At 44.8% G+C, this 16,500-nt stretch carries 15 protein-coding genes; 5 read left to right on the top strand and 10 right to left on the bottom strand.

What is annotated here, in order from left to right:
* The first annotated feature begins 132 nt into the window (after positions 1–132).
* A complete protein-coding gene (locus QZ918_RS04895; protein ID WP_293331771.1) occupies positions 133–525 on the top strand; it encodes an ATP-binding protein in 393 nt (130 codons plus the stop codon).
* A 186-nt stretch (positions 526–711) separates the two neighbouring features.
* Here QZ918_RS04895 and QZ918_RS04890 read toward each other — a convergent pair whose 3' ends face one another.
* Positions 712–1,497: an ion transporter gene (locus tag QZ918_RS04890; RefSeq protein ID WP_293331768.1), complete on the bottom strand. Its 786-nt coding sequence runs from the start codon at positions 1,495–1,497 to the stop codon at positions 712–714.
* A 110-nt stretch (positions 1,498–1,607) separates the two neighbouring features.
* Between QZ918_RS04890 and QZ918_RS04885 the strand changes: the two genes are divergently transcribed.
* Complete coding sequence (locus tag QZ918_RS04885; RefSeq protein ID WP_293331765.1) at positions 1,608–3,311, top strand: pentapeptide repeat-containing protein; 1,704 nt, start codon at positions 1,608–1,610, stop codon at positions 3,309–3,311.
* 113 nt (positions 3,312–3,424) lie between these two features.
* Here QZ918_RS04885 and QZ918_RS04880 read toward each other — a convergent pair whose 3' ends face one another.
* On the bottom strand, positions 3,425–4,051 hold the full coding sequence (locus QZ918_RS04880) for a DUF4276 family protein (RefSeq protein WP_293331760.1): 627 nt from the start codon (positions 4,049–4,051) through the stop codon (positions 3,425–3,427).
* Positions 4,045–5,241, bottom strand: coding sequence for an AAA family ATPase (locus QZ918_RS04875; RefSeq protein ID WP_293331757.1), 1,197 nt, complete (start codon positions 5,239–5,241; stop codon positions 4,045–4,047). The genes QZ918_RS04880 and QZ918_RS04875 overlap by 7 nt, the downstream gene beginning before the upstream one ends.
* 120 nt (positions 5,242–5,361) lie before the next feature.
* On the opposite strand from QZ918_RS04875, the gene QZ918_RS04870 reads away from it, so the two are divergent.
* The gene (locus QZ918_RS04870; protein ID WP_293153741.1) at positions 5,362–5,706 is read left to right on the top strand and encodes an NAD(P)H-quinone oxidoreductase subunit M; all 345 of its coding nucleotides are present in this window, start codon (positions 5,362–5,364) and stop codon (positions 5,704–5,706) included.
* Between the two features lie 167 nt (positions 5,707–5,873).
* On the opposite strand, the gene QZ918_RS04865 is transcribed toward QZ918_RS04870, so the two are convergent.
* Positions 5,874–6,179, bottom strand: a complete 306-nt coding sequence (locus tag QZ918_RS04865) for a hypothetical protein (protein ID WP_293331754.1) — start codon at positions 6,177–6,179, stop codon at positions 5,874–5,876.
* Positions 6,180–6,414: 235 nt separating this feature from the next.
* On the opposite strand from QZ918_RS04865, the gene QZ918_RS04860 reads away from it, so the two are divergent.
* Both QZ918_RS04860 and QZ918_RS04855 read left to right on the top strand, forming a co-directional pair.
* Positions 6,415–6,759: a hypothetical protein gene (locus tag QZ918_RS04860; protein WP_293331751.1), complete on the top strand. Its 345-nt coding sequence runs from the start codon at positions 6,415–6,417 to the stop codon at positions 6,757–6,759.
* 164 nt (positions 6,760–6,923) lie between these two features.
* Complete coding sequence (locus QZ918_RS04855) at positions 6,924–9,374, top strand: PP2C family protein-serine/threonine phosphatase (protein WP_293331748.1); 2,451 nt, start codon at positions 6,924–6,926, stop codon at positions 9,372–9,374.
* A 604-nt stretch (positions 9,375–9,978) separates the two neighbouring features.
* On the opposite strand, the gene QZ918_RS04850 is transcribed toward QZ918_RS04855, so the two are convergent.
* The 6 genes from QZ918_RS04850 to QZ918_RS04825 form a co-directional block, all read right to left on the bottom strand.
* The gene (locus tag QZ918_RS04850; protein WP_293331745.1) at positions 9,979–10,674 is read right to left on the bottom strand and encodes a CsgG/HfaB family protein; all 696 of its coding nucleotides are present in this window, start codon (positions 10,672–10,674) and stop codon (positions 9,979–9,981) included.
* A 1,418-nt stretch (positions 10,675–12,092) separates the two neighbouring features.
* The gene (locus QZ918_RS04845) at positions 12,093–12,458 is read right to left on the bottom strand and encodes a DUF1823 family protein (protein ID WP_293331742.1); all 366 of its coding nucleotides are present in this window, start codon (positions 12,456–12,458) and stop codon (positions 12,093–12,095) included.
* Positions 12,459–12,593: 135 nt separating this feature from the next.
* The gene (gap, locus tag QZ918_RS04840) at positions 12,594–13,625 is read right to left on the bottom strand and encodes a type I glyceraldehyde-3-phosphate dehydrogenase (protein ID WP_293331780.1); all 1,032 of its coding nucleotides are present in this window, start codon (positions 13,623–13,625) and stop codon (positions 12,594–12,596) included.
* Positions 13,626–14,263: 638 nt separating this feature from the next.
* Positions 14,264–14,572, bottom strand: a complete 309-nt coding sequence (locus tag QZ918_RS04835) for a P-II family nitrogen regulator (RefSeq protein ID WP_293153759.1) — start codon at positions 14,570–14,572, stop codon at positions 14,264–14,266.
* A 4-nt stretch (positions 14,573–14,576) separates the two neighbouring features.
* Entirely contained in the window at positions 14,577–15,548 is a 972-nt protein-coding gene (locus tag QZ918_RS04830; protein ID WP_293153762.1) for a sodium-dependent bicarbonate transport family permease, read from the bottom strand.
* Positions 15,549–15,744: 196 nt separating this feature from the next.
* The gene (locus tag QZ918_RS04825) at positions 15,745–16,479 is read right to left on the bottom strand and encodes a glutathione peroxidase (protein WP_293153765.1); all 735 of its coding nucleotides are present in this window, start codon (positions 16,477–16,479) and stop codon (positions 15,745–15,747) included.
* Positions 16,480–16,500: the final 21 nt, after the last annotated feature.

Raw genomic sequence — 16,500 nt, 5'->3', positions numbered from 1 at the left:
AGCAGCAGTATATTGTAGGGTGACTTGTCTTGTGAAATAATCTTTGGCGTCATGTGTCCTATTTTATCACACTTTTTTTACTCTGCTTACTTTTTTTCTCTGCTACCCCGAATTATTGAGCGGATACTATTTATGAATATCTTGACCAATTCTATTAATACATTAATTAACGAAGCAGTCGGTCAAGAATTGGCAAAAGAGTTCAAAGGTGGAGTAATAAAAGAATTCGAGCGCCAGCCTCAAATTGAAATCACAACTCAAGTCTGCTGTCCCGAACCTGCGAGCGATTTGGATAAACTACACGTTCGCTGGGTTTCGATTCGCCTAGCAGATAACGGCCCAGGAATGTCAGCTAACAAGTACAATAAAATATTAGAATCATTCTCTACCGAAAAACGTACCCTCAAAGAAACCAGCTTAGCCGTTAGCTATCAAATCGTGACCGGCAAACACGGCGGGGCCTTCAGAATGCGATCGCAATTAGGCATCGGTACCGAATTTGAAATCTTGTTACTCTTGGCTTAAAGAAGTCATTGCTTATTAGTTATTGGTTATTGGTTATTGGTTATTAGTTATTAGTTATTGGTTAATTCTAATAACCAATGCCCTGTTTGGCCTTCTTCCCTGTTTGGCCTTCTTCCCTGTTTGGCCTTCTTCCCTGTTTGGCCTTCTTCCCTGTTTGGCCTTCTTCCCTGTTTGGCCAATGCCCAATTACCTCTTACCATTATCTAACTGAGTGCCGCATATTTTACAGAATTTAGCATTAGCATCATGTACAGACAAACCGCAACCCGTACAAACAGTTTCTACCTGATTAGCACTTTTAACTAACTGCTTGATCAAATCCCCCAATTGCCAAGGAATCAGAGCAATTCCAGTCAAAATCATCAAAATAGTCAGAAAACGGCCTGATTCCGAAATCGGAGTAACATCGCCAAATCCCACCGTAGTCATCGTGACAACCGAAAAATAAACAGCATCCAAAAAAGTCCTAAAACCTTCAGGATTTTCGGGATGTTCAACTTGATAAATCAAACCAGAATAAACAAAAATTATCGCCAGCAAAGTAAACAGAATTCTGGAAAAAATTACTCCATCTTCGCTGCTGATACGAAGCACTGAATTTTTCAATTCCAAAAAGCGGATGAGTCTGAGAATTCTAAACCAGCGAAAAATCCGAATAAAACTGACATTGACAAATCCCAAAAAGAATGGTAAAATCACCACCAAATCGACTATAGAGAAAAAACTAAAAATAAACTTAATTTTATAGTCAGCGCACCAAAGGCGCAGTAGATACTCGACAGCAAAAACAACTAAAAGGGCGGTGTCGAGAGTTTGTAATTTGATTCTAACGGATTGGGAAATCGGATAAGTTTCGGCGATAAAGCTGGCGGAAGAGAGGAGAATTAGTCCGGTAATAATTAAACTAACGGTTCTCCCTGTGGGTGTTTCAATATCTTCTAGATAAAATGCAATTTGTTTCCGGTTTAACATAAATAATCTGTATTGTAGGCTGGGTAGGGGCACAACATTGTTGTATCCTCTTTAACTAATAGCTTAAAATATTTAAGGCGCTAATTTCAAATATCCGGTAATTTTTGAAGATGACTATCGAATTAACGAAGGGTGAAAGATTTAATCTTTCTAAGGAATCTCCTGATTTCAATAAAATTGCGATCGCCCTGGGGTGGCAAGTCAGCCAGACAGCACAAAACTACGACATTGACGCATCTGTTTTCATGTTAGGGGCTGACGGTCGGATTCCCGATGAAAAATATTTTGTATTTTACAACAATTTGACATCCCCCGACGGTGCGGTGCGCCATTCCGGAGACAGCAGGAACGGGCAAATTGAGGGAGATGACGAGACAGTTTTTGTGGATTTGAGTCTGATCGATGCTGCTGTTGAGGAAATTGTGTTTGTCGTTACCATTCACGAGGGACAGGCAAATAATCAAAATTTTAGTCAAGTCACGAATGCTTTTATCCGGCTTTACAATCTCAAGACTGGTAGCGAACTGGTTCGGTATAATTTAAAAGAGGTTTTTTCGCAAGAAACGGCCTTAGAGTTTGGACGTTTGTACAAAAAGAATGGTGAATGGAGATTTCAAGCTGTAGGACAAGGATATAATGCTGGATTGCAAAGTTTTGTGGACAAGTATCATGTTGAGAATAAGGTGAAAAGCACCGAGAATGTGGCTCAGAAGCTTGATGATGCTGAGGTTTTGAGGCTTTTTAGCGATCGGGTAGATAAGCAATTGCAAGCAGAATCTGTATCTAGCAAAGCGGTAGAATCGCCTGCTGCTATTCCTGTGAATGCTAAGCTTGACGATCGAGAACTAGCTATCAGCACTGAAGAATTTTGGCAGCGATATAATGCGGGTGAAAGGGACTTTACCGGCTGCAATTTATTCGGAGTAGATTTGAGTGAAAAAACTTTGGTAGCTGATGTCATTTTGTCAGAATCAAATTTGACAGAAGCTAACCTCAAGGGAGCTACTTTAAAAAAAGTAAATTTATGTGGAGCTAATCTGCAAAAGTCAAATTTAAGTTCAACACATCTGCAAGAAGCTGATTTGATAGGAGCTAAGTTAAGCAGTGCAAACCTAACTAAGGCCAAATTGGAGTATGCAAAACTGATTCAAGCAAATTTCCATCAAGCCATATTAAGCGATGCAAATTTCACAGCAGCAAACCTGACAGGGGCAAATCTCAGCGGAGCAAACTTAACAGGGGCAAATTTCAGTGGAGCAAACTTAACCGCCACCAATCTAAATAATGCTAACCTAACTTCGGCTAATCTCAATAGTGCTAATTTGGCAGGAGCAGATTTAAGTCAAGCAAATCTTAACAGTGCCAGCCTAATTGGTACTAATCTAACAGGCGTTAAATTGACAGGTGTCAGTTTTGCAGGAGTAGACCTGATGAACGTTAATTTGAAGGTTGCTGACCTCACAGGTGTAAGTTTTGTTGGAGCTAACTTGAAGAGAGCTAACCTCAGAGGTCTCGATCTCAGAGGTGTTAATCTTGTAGGGGTAAGTTTGGTTGGAGTAAACCTTGATAGCGTCAACTTGAGCGGGCAAAACCTAAGCGGGTTCAATCTCTGCGGAACTAGCTTGATCCGCGTCAATTTGAGTCAAGCAAATCTAACTTTAGCAGACTTGCGCGGGGCAAACTTGACGATGGCAAACCTAGAGAAAGCTAACCTGAAGGAGGCTAAACTGGCTGGAGCAAACTTAACAGGAGCAAATCTGGAAAAGGCAAAGCTCACAGGCGCAATTATGCCAGACGGGAAAACTTACAAATAAATTAATGTTTGTAGTAAGGACTTTAGTCCTTAGAAGAAGAAGGACTAAAGTCTTCACTACGAGCCTGTTTGTAGTAAGGACGAAGAGTCCTTCTATTACTTAGATATACTTGTTCATTTAGCTTGTTCCATGAGTTCGGTGAGAGTTCTAAAAATACGATCGCACTCTGAAGAAGCTTTGCGAACCTTGTCAACATTCAACATTTCTAACAGCTTGGAAGCGTGCTGTATCTTTTGATATTCGCCTTTCGATTTTGTGTCGCGGCTAGCTGCTTTCAGACTTGGTTCTAACAAATCCTTTTCAATCATCTCTACATTCCTATTTTTAGGAATCGCATTTTCTTTAAATCCCTGCCCGTAAAATCTTTTTAAAGTATCAATATCGGCCAGGAACCAAGCTTCCATCGCTTGAACCATGAGATAGCAATGAGTGTCATCAACCCCAGGCGAATCCCAATTATCCCTGAACTTCAAATGCTCCCAAGGCGACTGCTTTTCAACAGGTGCTTCTGAGTCAACCAGAAGTATGACAAAGGTATTTGGGTGATCTGCCAAAGCATTTTTAAAATTCCTGAAAGCATTATTCCTAGAACCGCAGAGCACGATCTGCCACTTGATTTGCTTGCTGCGGGCAACCTGCACCAGTTCTTTGAAAAAACTGCTAAATCCTTGTCGGAGCAATTGCTTTGTATTCTTGCCATCCCCGCCACCTTCGATGTAAATGCGAACCTCCTTTACCATCGGTTTCCCCCGATTTCTCCCATCCGCCAGAGGTCTCCCAAAGTGTAATTTTCAAGCCATTTTTTTAGTCGTTCTGGATCGAGACGGTTCAGGTGACTTCCTCTATCATCCCGATCGCATATTAACACAGACTCAGGACTCAGCGCCGACACTAAAGCATCGGAATGAGTCGTCACAATCAATTGTGTACGCTTTGAGGCTTCGATCAGCATTTCAGCAATCGCAGGCAGAATGTCGGGATGCAAGCCAATCTCCGGTTCTTCTATACAAATAAGTGGCCCAGGAGTTGGATCTAGGAGTAAAGCTATTAAGAATAAATAACGCAGCGTACCGTCTGATAAACGAGTTGCGGGAATTGGCTGAATTAATCCTGTTTCGCGGATAAATATCTGGACAGTACCGCCATAAATCTTGATATTCAGTTCTTCGGCTGCATCGTAGAACAGTTGTAATTTTTCAATAATCTGCCTGCTTCCTAATTGTAACTGTAAGTTATTTAAAACCAGTCCTAAGTTGCCACCATCTTCTAGGAGTGGATGTTCGGGCAAATCAGTTTGCTGAGCTTTTCTCGATACTGAATCTCTCCCTGTCTGCCAGTTACGATATAAACCAATATCTGCAAATTTATTTCCCAGATATGATAGTTCTGGATATTGTTCTGGATCTTTTCTTTGAGATAAGATAGATTGATCGGGAATGATATCTTCTCGCCGCAGAGTCCGCAGCTTTCTTGTTTGCTCATTGTCCTCTGTAACGTTGATAACTGGGCGCCCCCAATTATTATGACGGTAATAAAAAAATGGCTCGCTTTCTGAACTATCGCGCGGTTTCATATCTTCTATAGCTTCGTCCACTACCTCAAGTCTCTGACCGGATGTGGTAAAACTAATCTGATAGCGCAGTGGCATCGTTCGTTCTGGATAATCTAAAATAGCCTCAATTTTTGCTGTGGGAGTACCTTTTTCACCTTTCCACAAAAAATCGCTGATACCACCTCCTTGACGAATCGGAGCAAGTAAGTCTGTAGGTGTTGCCTTCAACACTCCCATCGCTTCGATTAAGTTAGACTTGCCCGATGCGTTAGTACCGATCAATACATTCAGGGGTTGCAGTTCAATTTTTTCCCCCTCACTTCCATAGGAAAGGAAGTTTTGCAGTTGCAGGGAGTGAATAAATCTTTTGCCTTCCACCTTGTCCTCCTATCCCAATTCGGAACTATTGTAACTTGCGAAAGCCTTCGTTTTTAGTCCTGCAAGGGTCTTTGACCCATTACAATAGGTTCAGGAAAAAATCTTTACAAATACGAACTCATGCAGCTCAAGTCCACAACCCGCCATATTCGCATATACACCGCCATCCTCGAAGACAACGAACTCGTACCCAGCAACGACCTTTTGACGATCGACATTGACCCAGACAACGAACTCAACTGGAACGACGAGTCAGTCAAACAGGTATATGCCAAATTCGACCAACTCGTAGACTCCTACGAAGGCGAAGACTTGACTGAATACAATCTCCGCCGCATTGGTTCGGAATTGGAACACTTGGTGCGATCGCTCTTACAAAAAGGCCAAATCAGCTACAACCTCAACAGCCGCGCTGTCAACTACAGCATGGGACTTCCTCAAGTTGATGCCAAAGTTCACCTCTAAGGGGAGAGGGAGAGAGGGAGAGGGGGAGATTAAGAAAATCTTCCCTCTTCCTTCTTACTTCTTCCTATCCGTTACATCCCGCACATTGCGAGTAAGGCCGAACGTCCTTTTTCCTATCCGTTACATCCGTTACATCCGCTACAAAATCCATTGCCGAACTTGCTCGATCAATCTTCCTCGCTCCCCGCCGTTTCTGCGTCTTTCCCGCTATTGTTGGAAGTTACCGCACAATTGGGATCGCGCTGCAAAAACTGTTTTACCGCAACTTGGCGGTTGGTCATAAACTGACCCCAAGCGCCCGGAAATAGCCCATCCAAGGTTTCCACCAGCGCCCACACCTCAAGATTCATCACTTGGTAATAAAAACCGTGGGAATGCTTAATCTTAGTCAGCATTTCGTCTACCTCGACGGGAGGGAGCAGCTTTGGCTCGGGCAAATTCTCGGGAATGGTACTGGGCTCTTGTACGGGCATGGTTATATACTTAACTGCTTGCAGAGGCCGATCGATTTTAAATTTTAGATTTTAGATTTTAGATTTTAGATTGAGACCAAAGATGAATCTGGGGGCTTGAACTAATATCTAATTTTTTGTGCTGCTTGCGACTCCTGTCGGGGGCTGGCATCGGTATGCGGGTAAGGTTAAATTTAACTTGACTGGCGAAACTCAAGCACTAGGCACCGATCGCCCTGCGCGACCAAAGTGAGAATTGATACTTATTTATACCTGCTGGCTCAGGGGACTTCTACGTACCTGCATCCTAGCATTACAGTTAGTTAAAGTCTCTATTCGGGGTCAAAGTCGCGATTGCTTAGGAAATTGGCACGATCGGGAATATGGTAAAAACATCGATCCCTCCAGCTTCCTGACTTCGGTTCCGTCGCGCCTGGGTCAAGCTCTCAAAGCCGATCGCCAGATTTATGCGGGCGCCCACAAAATGGTAGACTGTTTTTGTCAGTACAAGACATTAAAACCAACTGCTGGACTGGGGGAAGTCACGCCTAAAACATTATCTGGAGAAATAACAGAGCACGGAAAAGTGCTAGCTTGGTGAGCCTAGGAACCTGAAAAATCAGGAAATTAGCACTGTAAATTCTTAAAAATCCCCGCGTGCTGAGAAAGCGGGGGTGTAAAATAATCGCCACGTATCAACCCATCGAGGTTCAAGCGCTAGAATAGTTCAGATCAGCACTGGGCCCAAAGGCGTCAGGAACCCTTATGCAAAACTCTGTGCCAAAACACTATTTGTGGGCTGTAGGTGAAGGGATCAAAGCGTGTAAGCCGGGCGATCTGATCGGGGGTCGCTATTTGGTCAAGCGCGATCGACTTCTTGTCGATACTCAACCTGAACAGTTGCCCGAAATGCCCGAAGAGATTCCGAGTTCGATCGCTCCTTATCTGAGACTGTTTGCCTATCAGTTGCACGTACCTCAAGTATACGGACTGGTATCGTCCCGGATCAGCAAGCTCTCGGGAGATATCTGGCTGCTGGAAAACTCACCTATTTTAAAGGTGACGGAATCATTAATGCCGGAATTGGCGGACACCTGGAAAGGGGCCGCCGCCATGCGACAGCTAAATTGGTTGTGGCAAATTGCCAAAGTTTGGCAGCCGTTTATCGCTCAGGGCGTGGCTGCGACGCTGCTGACTCCGGAACTGCTGCGGGTGGAAGGGCAATTAGTTCGGTTTCTGGAATTGCAGCCCGATCGCAAACCGCCTAGTTTGTCGCAATTGGGCAAATTGTGGCAGCAGTGGATCGATGATGCTCACCCAGCAATCGCCAATTTTTTGCGACAGCTTTGCCAGCAAATGGTCGCCGGTCAAGTGCGCCACGGCGAACAACTGATGAGCCAATTGGATAAAGCTCTGGCAAAATGCGGCCGATTTTACGATCGGACTGTGGAAATTGCCACGGGCACGGATGTCGGTAGAGCGCGGGCTCACAACGAAGATGCTTGCTATCCGTCCGATGGTACGGTGTTTTCGGGAATTCCGGGAGCGGAAGCTTGTGCGATCGTCTGTGACGGTATCGGCGGACAAGACGGCGGCGAAGTCGCTTCGGAATTGGCGATTACTGTGCTGCGGGACAAGTTGCTGCAAATGCCCCTGCATCAAGCTAATTGGGATCCGCTGAGCCTGACTTCTAAGTTGGAACGGGCAGCTTGTGCTGCTAACGACAAAATAGCCGGTCGCAACGACACGGAACACCGCCAAGGTCGCCAGCGCATGGGTACTACCCTGGTGATGGCTTTAGCGCACATTCACGAGCTCTATGTCGCCCACGTGGGAGACAGTCGAGCCTACTGGATTACCCGCACCGGCTGCTATCAAATTACTCTCGATGACGATGTGGCTTGCCGCGAGGTGCGTTTGGGCTACTCTCTCTACCGGGATGCTTTGGAACAAGTGGCCGCCGGAGCTCTGATTCAAGCTTTGGGCATTACTTCTTCCAACACTCTCCACCCGACGGTGCAACGTTTTCCGGTGGATGAGGATTGCGTTTTGCTGCTGTGTTCCGACGGTTTGAGCGATAAAGACCGAGTTGAGCAATGTTGGGAAGAGGAGATTTTGCCGATTCTCGACGGTAGCATTACTGTGGCGAAGGCGCGCGATCGACTGATCGAGATTGCTAATACTAGAAACGGTCACGATAATGTCACTGTAGCTTTGATTCACTGTCAAGCACATTTGAGGGAAGAAAGCAATACTTTGACAGAATTGTCTGTCGCACCTTTAGAAGTGCCGATGGAACTAATTGCTGACAGCGAGGATATGCCAACCGATTTGACGGAAAGCCCCAGCCTTAGCGATACCAATTCTCAAGTGAAGACGCAGTTAGTACGATTGCCAGAAAAAGGCAAAAGTCTATTGACGCTGCTGGTCAAAATTGTATTTTTGTTGGGTTTGGGGGGTGTATTTGCTTATTTTTTCATTCCTCCGGTGGGTCGGGCGATCGATACTGCCGGGGAGTCGCTTTTTGGGAAACGCCATTTAACTAATCCTATAAACGGGCCGGGGAAAACAGTAGAATCTGTACCTACTGGGAGCAAATCTTTAGAAAAAGGCACGTTTGTAGAGATTAAAAGTTATGCGAATGAGGAATTGGGCTCATTGGGCGATCGCTTGAATTTGCAAGTTGCGATCGGTGAGTCGCCCGTTAAGGGAACAGTCCCTGCCGGTAGCGTTTTGCAGGTAACAAACAAACAGCTTACGCCTCAAGGCAACTGGCTGGAATTGAAAGTTTGTTCGATTCCTGAAATAGCGCGATCGAACTCTCCCAAGCCCAACTTAAATAAGGATTTTTCTACTGTTTCAACACCAGCAGTCAGTCCATCTCCGGCATCCGCAACTGCCTCGCCCTCTCCGGCATCCGCAAATCCTTCGCCCTCTCCGGCATCCGCAAATCCTTCACCATCTCCGGCATCCGCAACTGCTTCACCATCTCCGGCCTCGGCAAATTCCTCTCCATCTCCGGCATCCGCAACTGCCTCGCCCTCTCCCACGGTTAAACCAACAGTGGGAGTAGAAAGTGCCAAATTGCAAGCAGGGGATATCGGATGGATTCAAGAACAAGATGCTATTTCTAAGGTAGCAACTAATCCGAGTCCCGACCCGAATCAACAGGGGAAATGCGTTGTTGTTTCTGACTCAAACCCCAAAACTAATTAAACTATTAAGGCTTGGTTTTCAGTTGACAGTTGAAAATTGACCGTTTGCGGGCTACCTTTCCCTAAAAGGAAGAGGATTCAAACAGTGGATAATTTGGTTTTATTTCCCCCCTAAAAGACTGTCATATAGCCCTTCTCAGATAGGTGAGGTACGTTGTTGGGCTTCAGCCCTCTTGTGTTATATAGTAAGCGAGGTCGCATCAAAAACTCCTTTTAAAGTCATACCTCATCTTTCTGATAAATGCTATAGCTCAATCGAGAATGAGAACAGCTATGTCGGCCAGATTTGATGCAGTTACCAATAAATATTAAATGAGTCGGGCGGATTTCAGTAACAATTTTTGATTGATATTCACAATCTCTATAAAACGCCCTCAACGAGGGAAAGAACTTTTTAACACAATACGGTTTACTTAAAATTGTCATTGCGAGGAACGAAGCAATCTCCGTATCTATTTTTCATAGCAGTTTACCCCCAGGACTGTATACCAGTAAACGGTATTGCTTTTTAACAGGCAATAGAACGGACACGATATTAAAATTTTAGATTTTAGATTTTAGATTTGGCATAATTAAATCTAAAATCTAAAATAGTTGGAAACTTATTAGCCTAATTTCTTAGAGACTTCTGCAAGTTTAGTGACCATTTGGGCTACGGCTTTGTCAACTGCTGCGCTCAAAAGTCCATCTTCATTGCTACTGCCGGAATTGCCACCAATGCCTCTGACAGAAAAACTCGAATCGCTTTTATCTGCTTCTCCTACTGCTTTGGCGGTGGCAAGAATGTCTCCGGAAGCTGTTCCGATTAACCGCACGTCTATTTGCACGGTAGCTTTAGTTTTTTGGGAACCGCCACCGATACCCATGAAACTGCCGCCGCCGGATTGTCTGTCGATATTAAACTTGGTAATAGTGCCGATAAGTACGGCGTCAACTCCTAGTTTTTTGCCAATTTCGGCTGCGGTACCGGCATCCATTGAACCGCTACGATTTTCTTGTTTGAGGACTTGTTCGAGTTTGCTGCGATCGACTACTGTGTAAGTGCCGTTGTTGACAAGCTCGTTGATTAGCATTTCGCTGATGCCTTTAGCTGCGCCGACTCCTCTGTAGGAACTGTAATAGCTGTTGGTAGTGCCGTAGTCGAAGTCCATGACTACTAGGCGCTTTTTGGCGGTAGCTTGGGCGAGTTGGGTTGCGGGTTGGGTGGTGGCTGGTGTGGCGATCGCATTTACTGAAACGCCGACTAGCATCAGAGTAGCTAGAGAAATACTGGTTAAGCGAGATATGGTAGTTGTTTTCATGAATTTTTCGTCACAATGGTTCTGTGCAGACTCTAGAATAGTGCATCCAACCGCCGGATGTCAGGTGTGGTGCTGATAATGTTGGTGTGGGCGATCGAGTTTTGGTGTTTTTTGAGTTTCACAAGGCTGAATTTTTGTCGATTAAATGCAGAGTACGCTTTTGATACAGAGAAAGAGAGGTAGAGGCGTAGAGTGCGATCGAGATATAGCAATTGTCAGAAAGATAAGGTACGTTGTTGGGCTTCAGCCCTCTGAGTTTAAGGATTATATAAGCTGTCAGCTATACCTCATCTTTTTAAGAAAGACTATATCAATCCCTGATAGGGATTTAGGTAGGTTACGGCATGAAACAGGTGTGGGATGACAATGCCGACGGCGAGTTTCAATCCCTAATAGGGATTTAGGTAGGTTACGGCAAAATTTACTTATTTTGAGCCTGATGAATTTGAGTTTCAATCCCTAATAGGGATTTAGGTAGGTTACGGCTTGACGACACCACCTTGCGTTAGCTGATTAAGAGTTTCAATCCCTAATAGGGATTTAGGTAGGTTACGGCCGATGAAAGCAGTCACTAAGGCCAAGCGCCGAGTGTTTCAATCCCTAATAGGGATTTAGGTAGGTTACGGTCTCGCCGGGAATAATCGGCGATCGCTTTTTTAGCTGGTTTCAATCCCTAATAGGGGTTGAGGTAGGTTACGGCCAATTTTGAAATTGATACGGTTCCTGACAATCTTGCAGTTTCAATCCCTAATAGGGGTTTAGGTAGGTTACGGCTCTTGGATTACAATATTCATAGACTCATTGGCTCCTGGTTTCAATCCCTAATAGGGGTTTAGGTAGGTTGCGGCGGGATTTTGCGATCGCTTTTAAGTGCGATGTGAAGTTTCAATCCCTAATAGGGATTTAGGTAGGTTACGGCTTGTACGATCGTCCGAACCGACAAAATTGCAGGGCAGTTTCAATCCCTAATAGGGATTTAGGTAGGTTACGGCTCGAGGCATTAAATTTGCTTGGAATATGCCAAGCGAGTTTCAATCCCTAATAGGGGTTTAGGTAGGTTACGACCTGGATTGCTGGCAAGCGACCTGCGAACCCGGCGCTTGGTAGTTTCAATCCCTAATAGGGATTTAGGTAGGTTACGGCGCGATCGCATTTAAAACCATTGCGGTATTTAGTTTTCAAGGTTCGTTTGCGTCTGACAAGTTAAAAATATCATTTCAGCCTCTACCTGTCAACATCAAATCTTGACTTCTGCCTTGAAACTACCATCAGATAAAGGCTTCAGCAATTGCGTCTGACTTTTGTTCCCGCTTGAGGCATCAAACCCTTACAGTAGTTGAATTACAGCCGAAAAATTCAACCCCTCAATTTTTACACCTACCAACAGACGCACTTTTAGAGAAAAAATATAGTTCCCTTTACGCCCCAGTCTCCATAAAAGCCATCAACCAATTAGCCATCGTCGCCCTGCGAGTCTGTCTCGGCCCGAATTCCCCGATTTTATAGCCCTTAAATCCCAATTTTTCCTTTAGCAACTGCTTGTTTTCAGGAAGAGTCGATCGCGTCAATTTCACTGTCGCGGGCCTAGAATCAATAAAATCCGGCGGTTCTGGATAATCTTCGCGCCACTCGCTAGCAACATTATCGCTGTTCCACTTACCAGTCTCCGCATCGAGGCGGTAGCCCAGATACAGCCAAACTAATTTGTTGACAGCAGCATCGTCCATTTCTTCGTTGAGGATGGCCCAAATAGTTTCGTTGTTCAGCGGTGGCAATTCAGACATAATTCGACTTGGAGTGCGATCGACAATAACAAAAATTTAACCTATGGTGGTCTACCCAGATCCTAGGTTCGGCGCGGCAAAATCTAGATTTATTGGTGTTCGCATTCGATCGCCCCGCCGAACCATCCTACAATACTACTTACCCAAAAGTCCGTCTTTCTCGGCCATCGACAGCATCAAATCGATCACGCGGTTAGAATAACCCCACTCGTTGTCATACCAGGAAACGACCTTAAAAAACTTAGAATTGAGTTCAATACCCGCACCTGCATCAAAAATGCTCGATCGGGCATCGCCCTGAAAATCTGTCGAAACCACCGCATCCTCAGTATATCCAAGAATACCTTTCAGTTCGCCCTCAGAAGCTTTCTTCATAGCTTCACAAATTTCTTTATAGCTAGTTTCCTTACTCGTTTTGAAAGTAAGGTCAACCACAGACACATCAGGAGTCGGCACCCGCAAAGCCATACCCGTCAATTTTCCTTTCAATTCCGGCAACACCAAACTAACAGCTTTCGCCGCACCAGTCGAAGAAGGAATAATATTTTGAGCCGCACCGCGTCCTCCCCGCCAATCTTTTTGGCTGGGCCCGTCTACAGTTGGCTGAGTAGAAGTCATCGCGTGAACAGTCGTCATCAAACCTTCTTCCAAACCAAAACGATCGTTGATAACTTTGGCAATTGGTGCTAAACAATTAGTAGTACAGCTAGCATTAGAAACAACAGTATCTTTTGTCGGGTCAAATTTGTGGTGGTTGACGCCTACTAGAAAAGTTGGAACTTTTTCTGGATCTTTAGTCGGTGCGGAAAGTATTACTCGTTTTGCTCCCGCCGTCAAATGTTTTGAACCGCCGTCAAAATCTGTAAACAATCCGGTAGATTCTACAACATAATCCGCACCCGCTTTACCCCACGGCAATTCGGTCGGATTTCTAATCGAAGTGCAGGGAATAAAATGTCCGTCAACGACAATCCCGTCTGGTTTCCCTTCAACTTCGCCGTCATAAATACCGTGGGTAGAGTCGTATTTGAAAAGATAAGCCAGGTTTTCTGGCGAAACTAAGTCGTTAATACCGACAAATTCGATGTTCGGGTTTTTGATGCCGGCACGCATGACTAGCCGTCCGATGCGACCAAATCCGTTGATGCCGACTTTTAATGCAGCCATGTTTAAACTCCTATTGAAAATATCGCTAGTCGATCGCGCGTTAGCGAAGCCCGCCCCTACGGGGGCTACGCCAACGAAGAGGATCGCCTGTTGTGGCTTAGAATTTACCACGCTAACGGATTTGGGCAACTGATTCTTTTCTATATCTTAAGAATTCTGAATTAGGTGCGGGCAGCGAAGGGCAATTAATCCTGAAATGACCGCTGGCTAATGATGGCTGATGATTTTTAAATTGTAAAATTGCTATAATCAACACAGATTTTTCTCACATTATCGTTGATTAAATTACTCTAAATTAATTAAAAAAAACTTATGTAAAAGCTCAATCTGCTTTATGCAGGAGCAATGGCTGATTTTCATAATGTGAAATGGCTAGATATTCAGAAACCCGATTTATCAAATAAACCGGGTTTCTAATGGCAGTTGACTGTTGGTAATTGTTATATAGCCTTTCCTAAAAAGATGAGGTATGCCTGACAGCTCGTATAAATCCTTAAACTAGAGGGCTAAAGCCCAACAACGTCCGCGAATCTTTCTGACAAAGACTATATCTGCCAATAATCAGTAACTACTGACTAATGACTAATGACTAATGACTACTGTCAACTGTCAACTATCAACTGTCAACTATCAACTGACTACCCGACGCACTTAGTAGTGAGCAATTCCACTGCATCCGAAATAAAACACGCCCCGCCAAACTTATTTAGCACCGGTCTAATATTTTCTGCAACTGCCGATATTTTATCGGGTTCGCAGAAAGCCAGCACATAAATATTATCCAGCATACTCATTGCTAAATCGTCCGATTTGCGTCCCCTAGTGGTTTTGCCGGCGACACCGCGAATCACCGAATAACCAGGGACGCCAGCTTTGTCTAAACCGTCTAAAATCTTTGGGAGCTCCACCGAGTTCGCAAAAATTTCTATCCTTTTAACTGCGTCCATAAGTTCACATCCAAAACATATTGATTGCGTATAAATACATGGGAATGCCTACAACGATGTTAAACGGAAACGTCACTGCTAAGGCTGTTGAAATGTAAAGGCTGGGGTTAGCTTCGGGAACTGTCAGCCGCATTGCTGCTGGTACTGCGATGTAAGAAGCACTCGCACACAATACCGAAAATAACAGGCTATCTCCCTGCGGCATTCCGATTAATTTTGCTATCAGTAAACCAACTGCTGCATTAACTATAGGAATTAGGATTGCAAAGGCGATCAGGAAAATTCCTGTTTCTTGCAAATCTTTAATTCTGCTAGCAGCAACCAGACCCATGTCTAGCAAGAAAAAAGTCAGAACGCCGTAAAACAAATCTTGAGTAAACGGACTCATAACTTCCCAACCGTGTTCTCCTGTCAGAATGCCCATAATGAGGCTGCCGACTAGCAGAAAAACTGAACTGTTGAGGAAGGCTTCTTGCAGCACTTCTGACCAAACTATTTCGCGTTTTCCTTCCTCTCCACCGAAGACACTTACCAGAATTAGACCGACGATAATTGCAGGGGATTCCATTAATGCTAGCGCTGCTACCATGTAACCATCAAAGTCGATTCCTAATTCTTTTAGGAAGGAAGTTGCGGTGATAAAGGTGACGGCGCTGATGGAACCGTAGGTGGCTGCGATCGCCGCGGCATTGTAGGAGTCGAGTTTGATCTTCAGTATGAAGAAAGTATAAACTGGTACTAGAGCTGACATCAGCATCGCTGCGAAGATTGTCAGGGCGACTTGCTGGTTGATTCCGCTTCGGGACAGTTCGACGCCGCCTTTAAATCCGATCGCAAACAGCAGGTACAGCGAAAACAGTTTCGGGATGGGTGCAGGAATTTCTAAGTCAGATTTTAGGAAAATCGCCAGCATTCCCATGAAAAATGCTAATACTGGTGGATTTAAGATATTTGACGCTACGAGGCTTAAATCCACGATCGTTCACTCCCATTTCTGATTTTTTTAATATTACTTCACAAATAATTGTTACACGAGAATGGATCAATGGTGCGATCGAACTCTGGGAATGGCGATATATATTCCTAAAGACGGTTGCAGGTTGACAGCGTACACCCACAACAACAGAGTAAGGTGTGCGCTGCCAACCCGCAGCCTAAGTATTTTTCCCTAACTAAGCAGTTGCCAAATAAGACTCTAGAGCTTCGGAACCGCCGATCAACTTGCCGTCGATAAAGACTTGCGGCACGGTTGTAGCCCCAGTCACCGCCCGGAGCGATCGGGTTGTGACATCCCGGCCCAAGACGATTTCTTCATAATCCAAGCCCTTTTCAGTCAGCATTACCTTAGCCTTGGCGCAGAAGGGACAGCCCATTTTTGTAAACAGCGAAACTACCTTCGGCTTAGCTGCTGCGGAGTTGATGTAGTGCAGCATCGTCTCGGCATCGGAAACCTTGAAAGGGTCGCCCGGTTCCTCCGGTTCAATAAACATTTTTTCAACCAAGCCATCTTTGACTAGCATCGAATAACGCCAAGACCGCTTCCCAAAGCCTAAATCAGTTTTATCTACCAGCATTCCCATGCCTTCGGTAAACTCACCGTTACCGTCGGGAATTAACGTCACATTGTCTGATTCTTGGTCTTTTGCCCACTCGTTCATCACAAAAGTGTCGTTGACGGAAATACAAACGATTTCATCTACGCCATTTGCTTTGAAAACTTTCGCCAATTCGTTGTAGCCAGGGAGGTGCGTTGACGAACAAGTCGGAGTGAATGCTCCCGGTAGAGAAAAGACTGCTACAGTTTTGCCTGCAAACAAATCATCGGTGGTGACATCCACCCACTCGTTGTCCTTGCGAGTGCGAAACGTGACTTTGGGTACTCTTTGACCTTCGTGGTTCGTCAGCATGATTTTGAATCCTTGGGTACT

Source organism: Microcoleus sp. CAWBG58, assembly GCF_020883045.1.
Lineage (GTDB): Bacteria > Cyanobacteriota > Cyanobacteriia > Cyanobacteriales > Microcoleaceae > Microcoleus.
The sequence above is the reverse complement of the archived record's forward strand: the minus strand, read 5'-3'. Positions and strand labels throughout refer to the sequence as shown.

Coding starts and splice junctions, on each gene's coding strand:
- QZ918_RS04895 (WP_293331771.1), top strand. CDS start 133: ATGAATATCTTGACCAATTCTATTAATACATTAATTAACGAAGCAGTC.
- QZ918_RS04890 (WP_293331768.1), bottom strand. CDS start 1,497: ATGTTAAACCGGAAACAAATTGCATTTTATCTAGAAGATATTGAAACA.
- QZ918_RS04870 (WP_293153741.1), top strand. CDS start 5,362: ATGCAGCTCAAGTCCACAACCCGCCATATTCGCATATACACCGCCATC.
- QZ918_RS04880 (WP_293331760.1), bottom strand. CDS start 4,051: ATGGTAAAGGAGGTTCGCATTTACATCGAAGGTGGCGGGGATGGCAAG.
- QZ918_RS04855 (WP_293331748.1), top strand. CDS start 6,924: ATGCAAAACTCTGTGCCAAAACACTATTTGTGGGCTGTAGGTGAAGGG.
- QZ918_RS04850 (WP_293331745.1), bottom strand. CDS start 10,674: ATGAAAACAACTACCATATCTCGCTTAACCAGTATTTCTCTAGCTACT.
- QZ918_RS04845 (WP_293331742.1), bottom strand. CDS start 12,458: ATGTCTGAATTGCCACCGCTGAACAACGAAACTATTTGGGCCATCCTC.
- QZ918_RS04865 (WP_293331754.1), bottom strand. CDS start 6,179: ATGCCCGTACAAGAGCCCAGTACCATTCCCGAGAATTTGCCCGAGCCA.
- QZ918_RS04885 (WP_293331765.1), top strand. CDS start 1,608: ATGACTATCGAATTAACGAAGGGTGAAAGATTTAATCTTTCTAAGGAA.
- QZ918_RS04825 (WP_293153765.1), bottom strand. CDS start 16,479: ATGCTGACGAACCACGAAGGTCAAAGAGTACCCAAAGTCACGTTTCGC.
- gap (WP_293331780.1), bottom strand. CDS start 13,625: ATGGCTGCATTAAAAGTCGGCATCAACGGATTTGGTCGCATCGGACGG.
- QZ918_RS04835 (WP_293153759.1), bottom strand. CDS start 14,572: ATGGACGCAGTTAAAAGGATAGAAATTTTTGCGAACTCGGTGGAGCTC.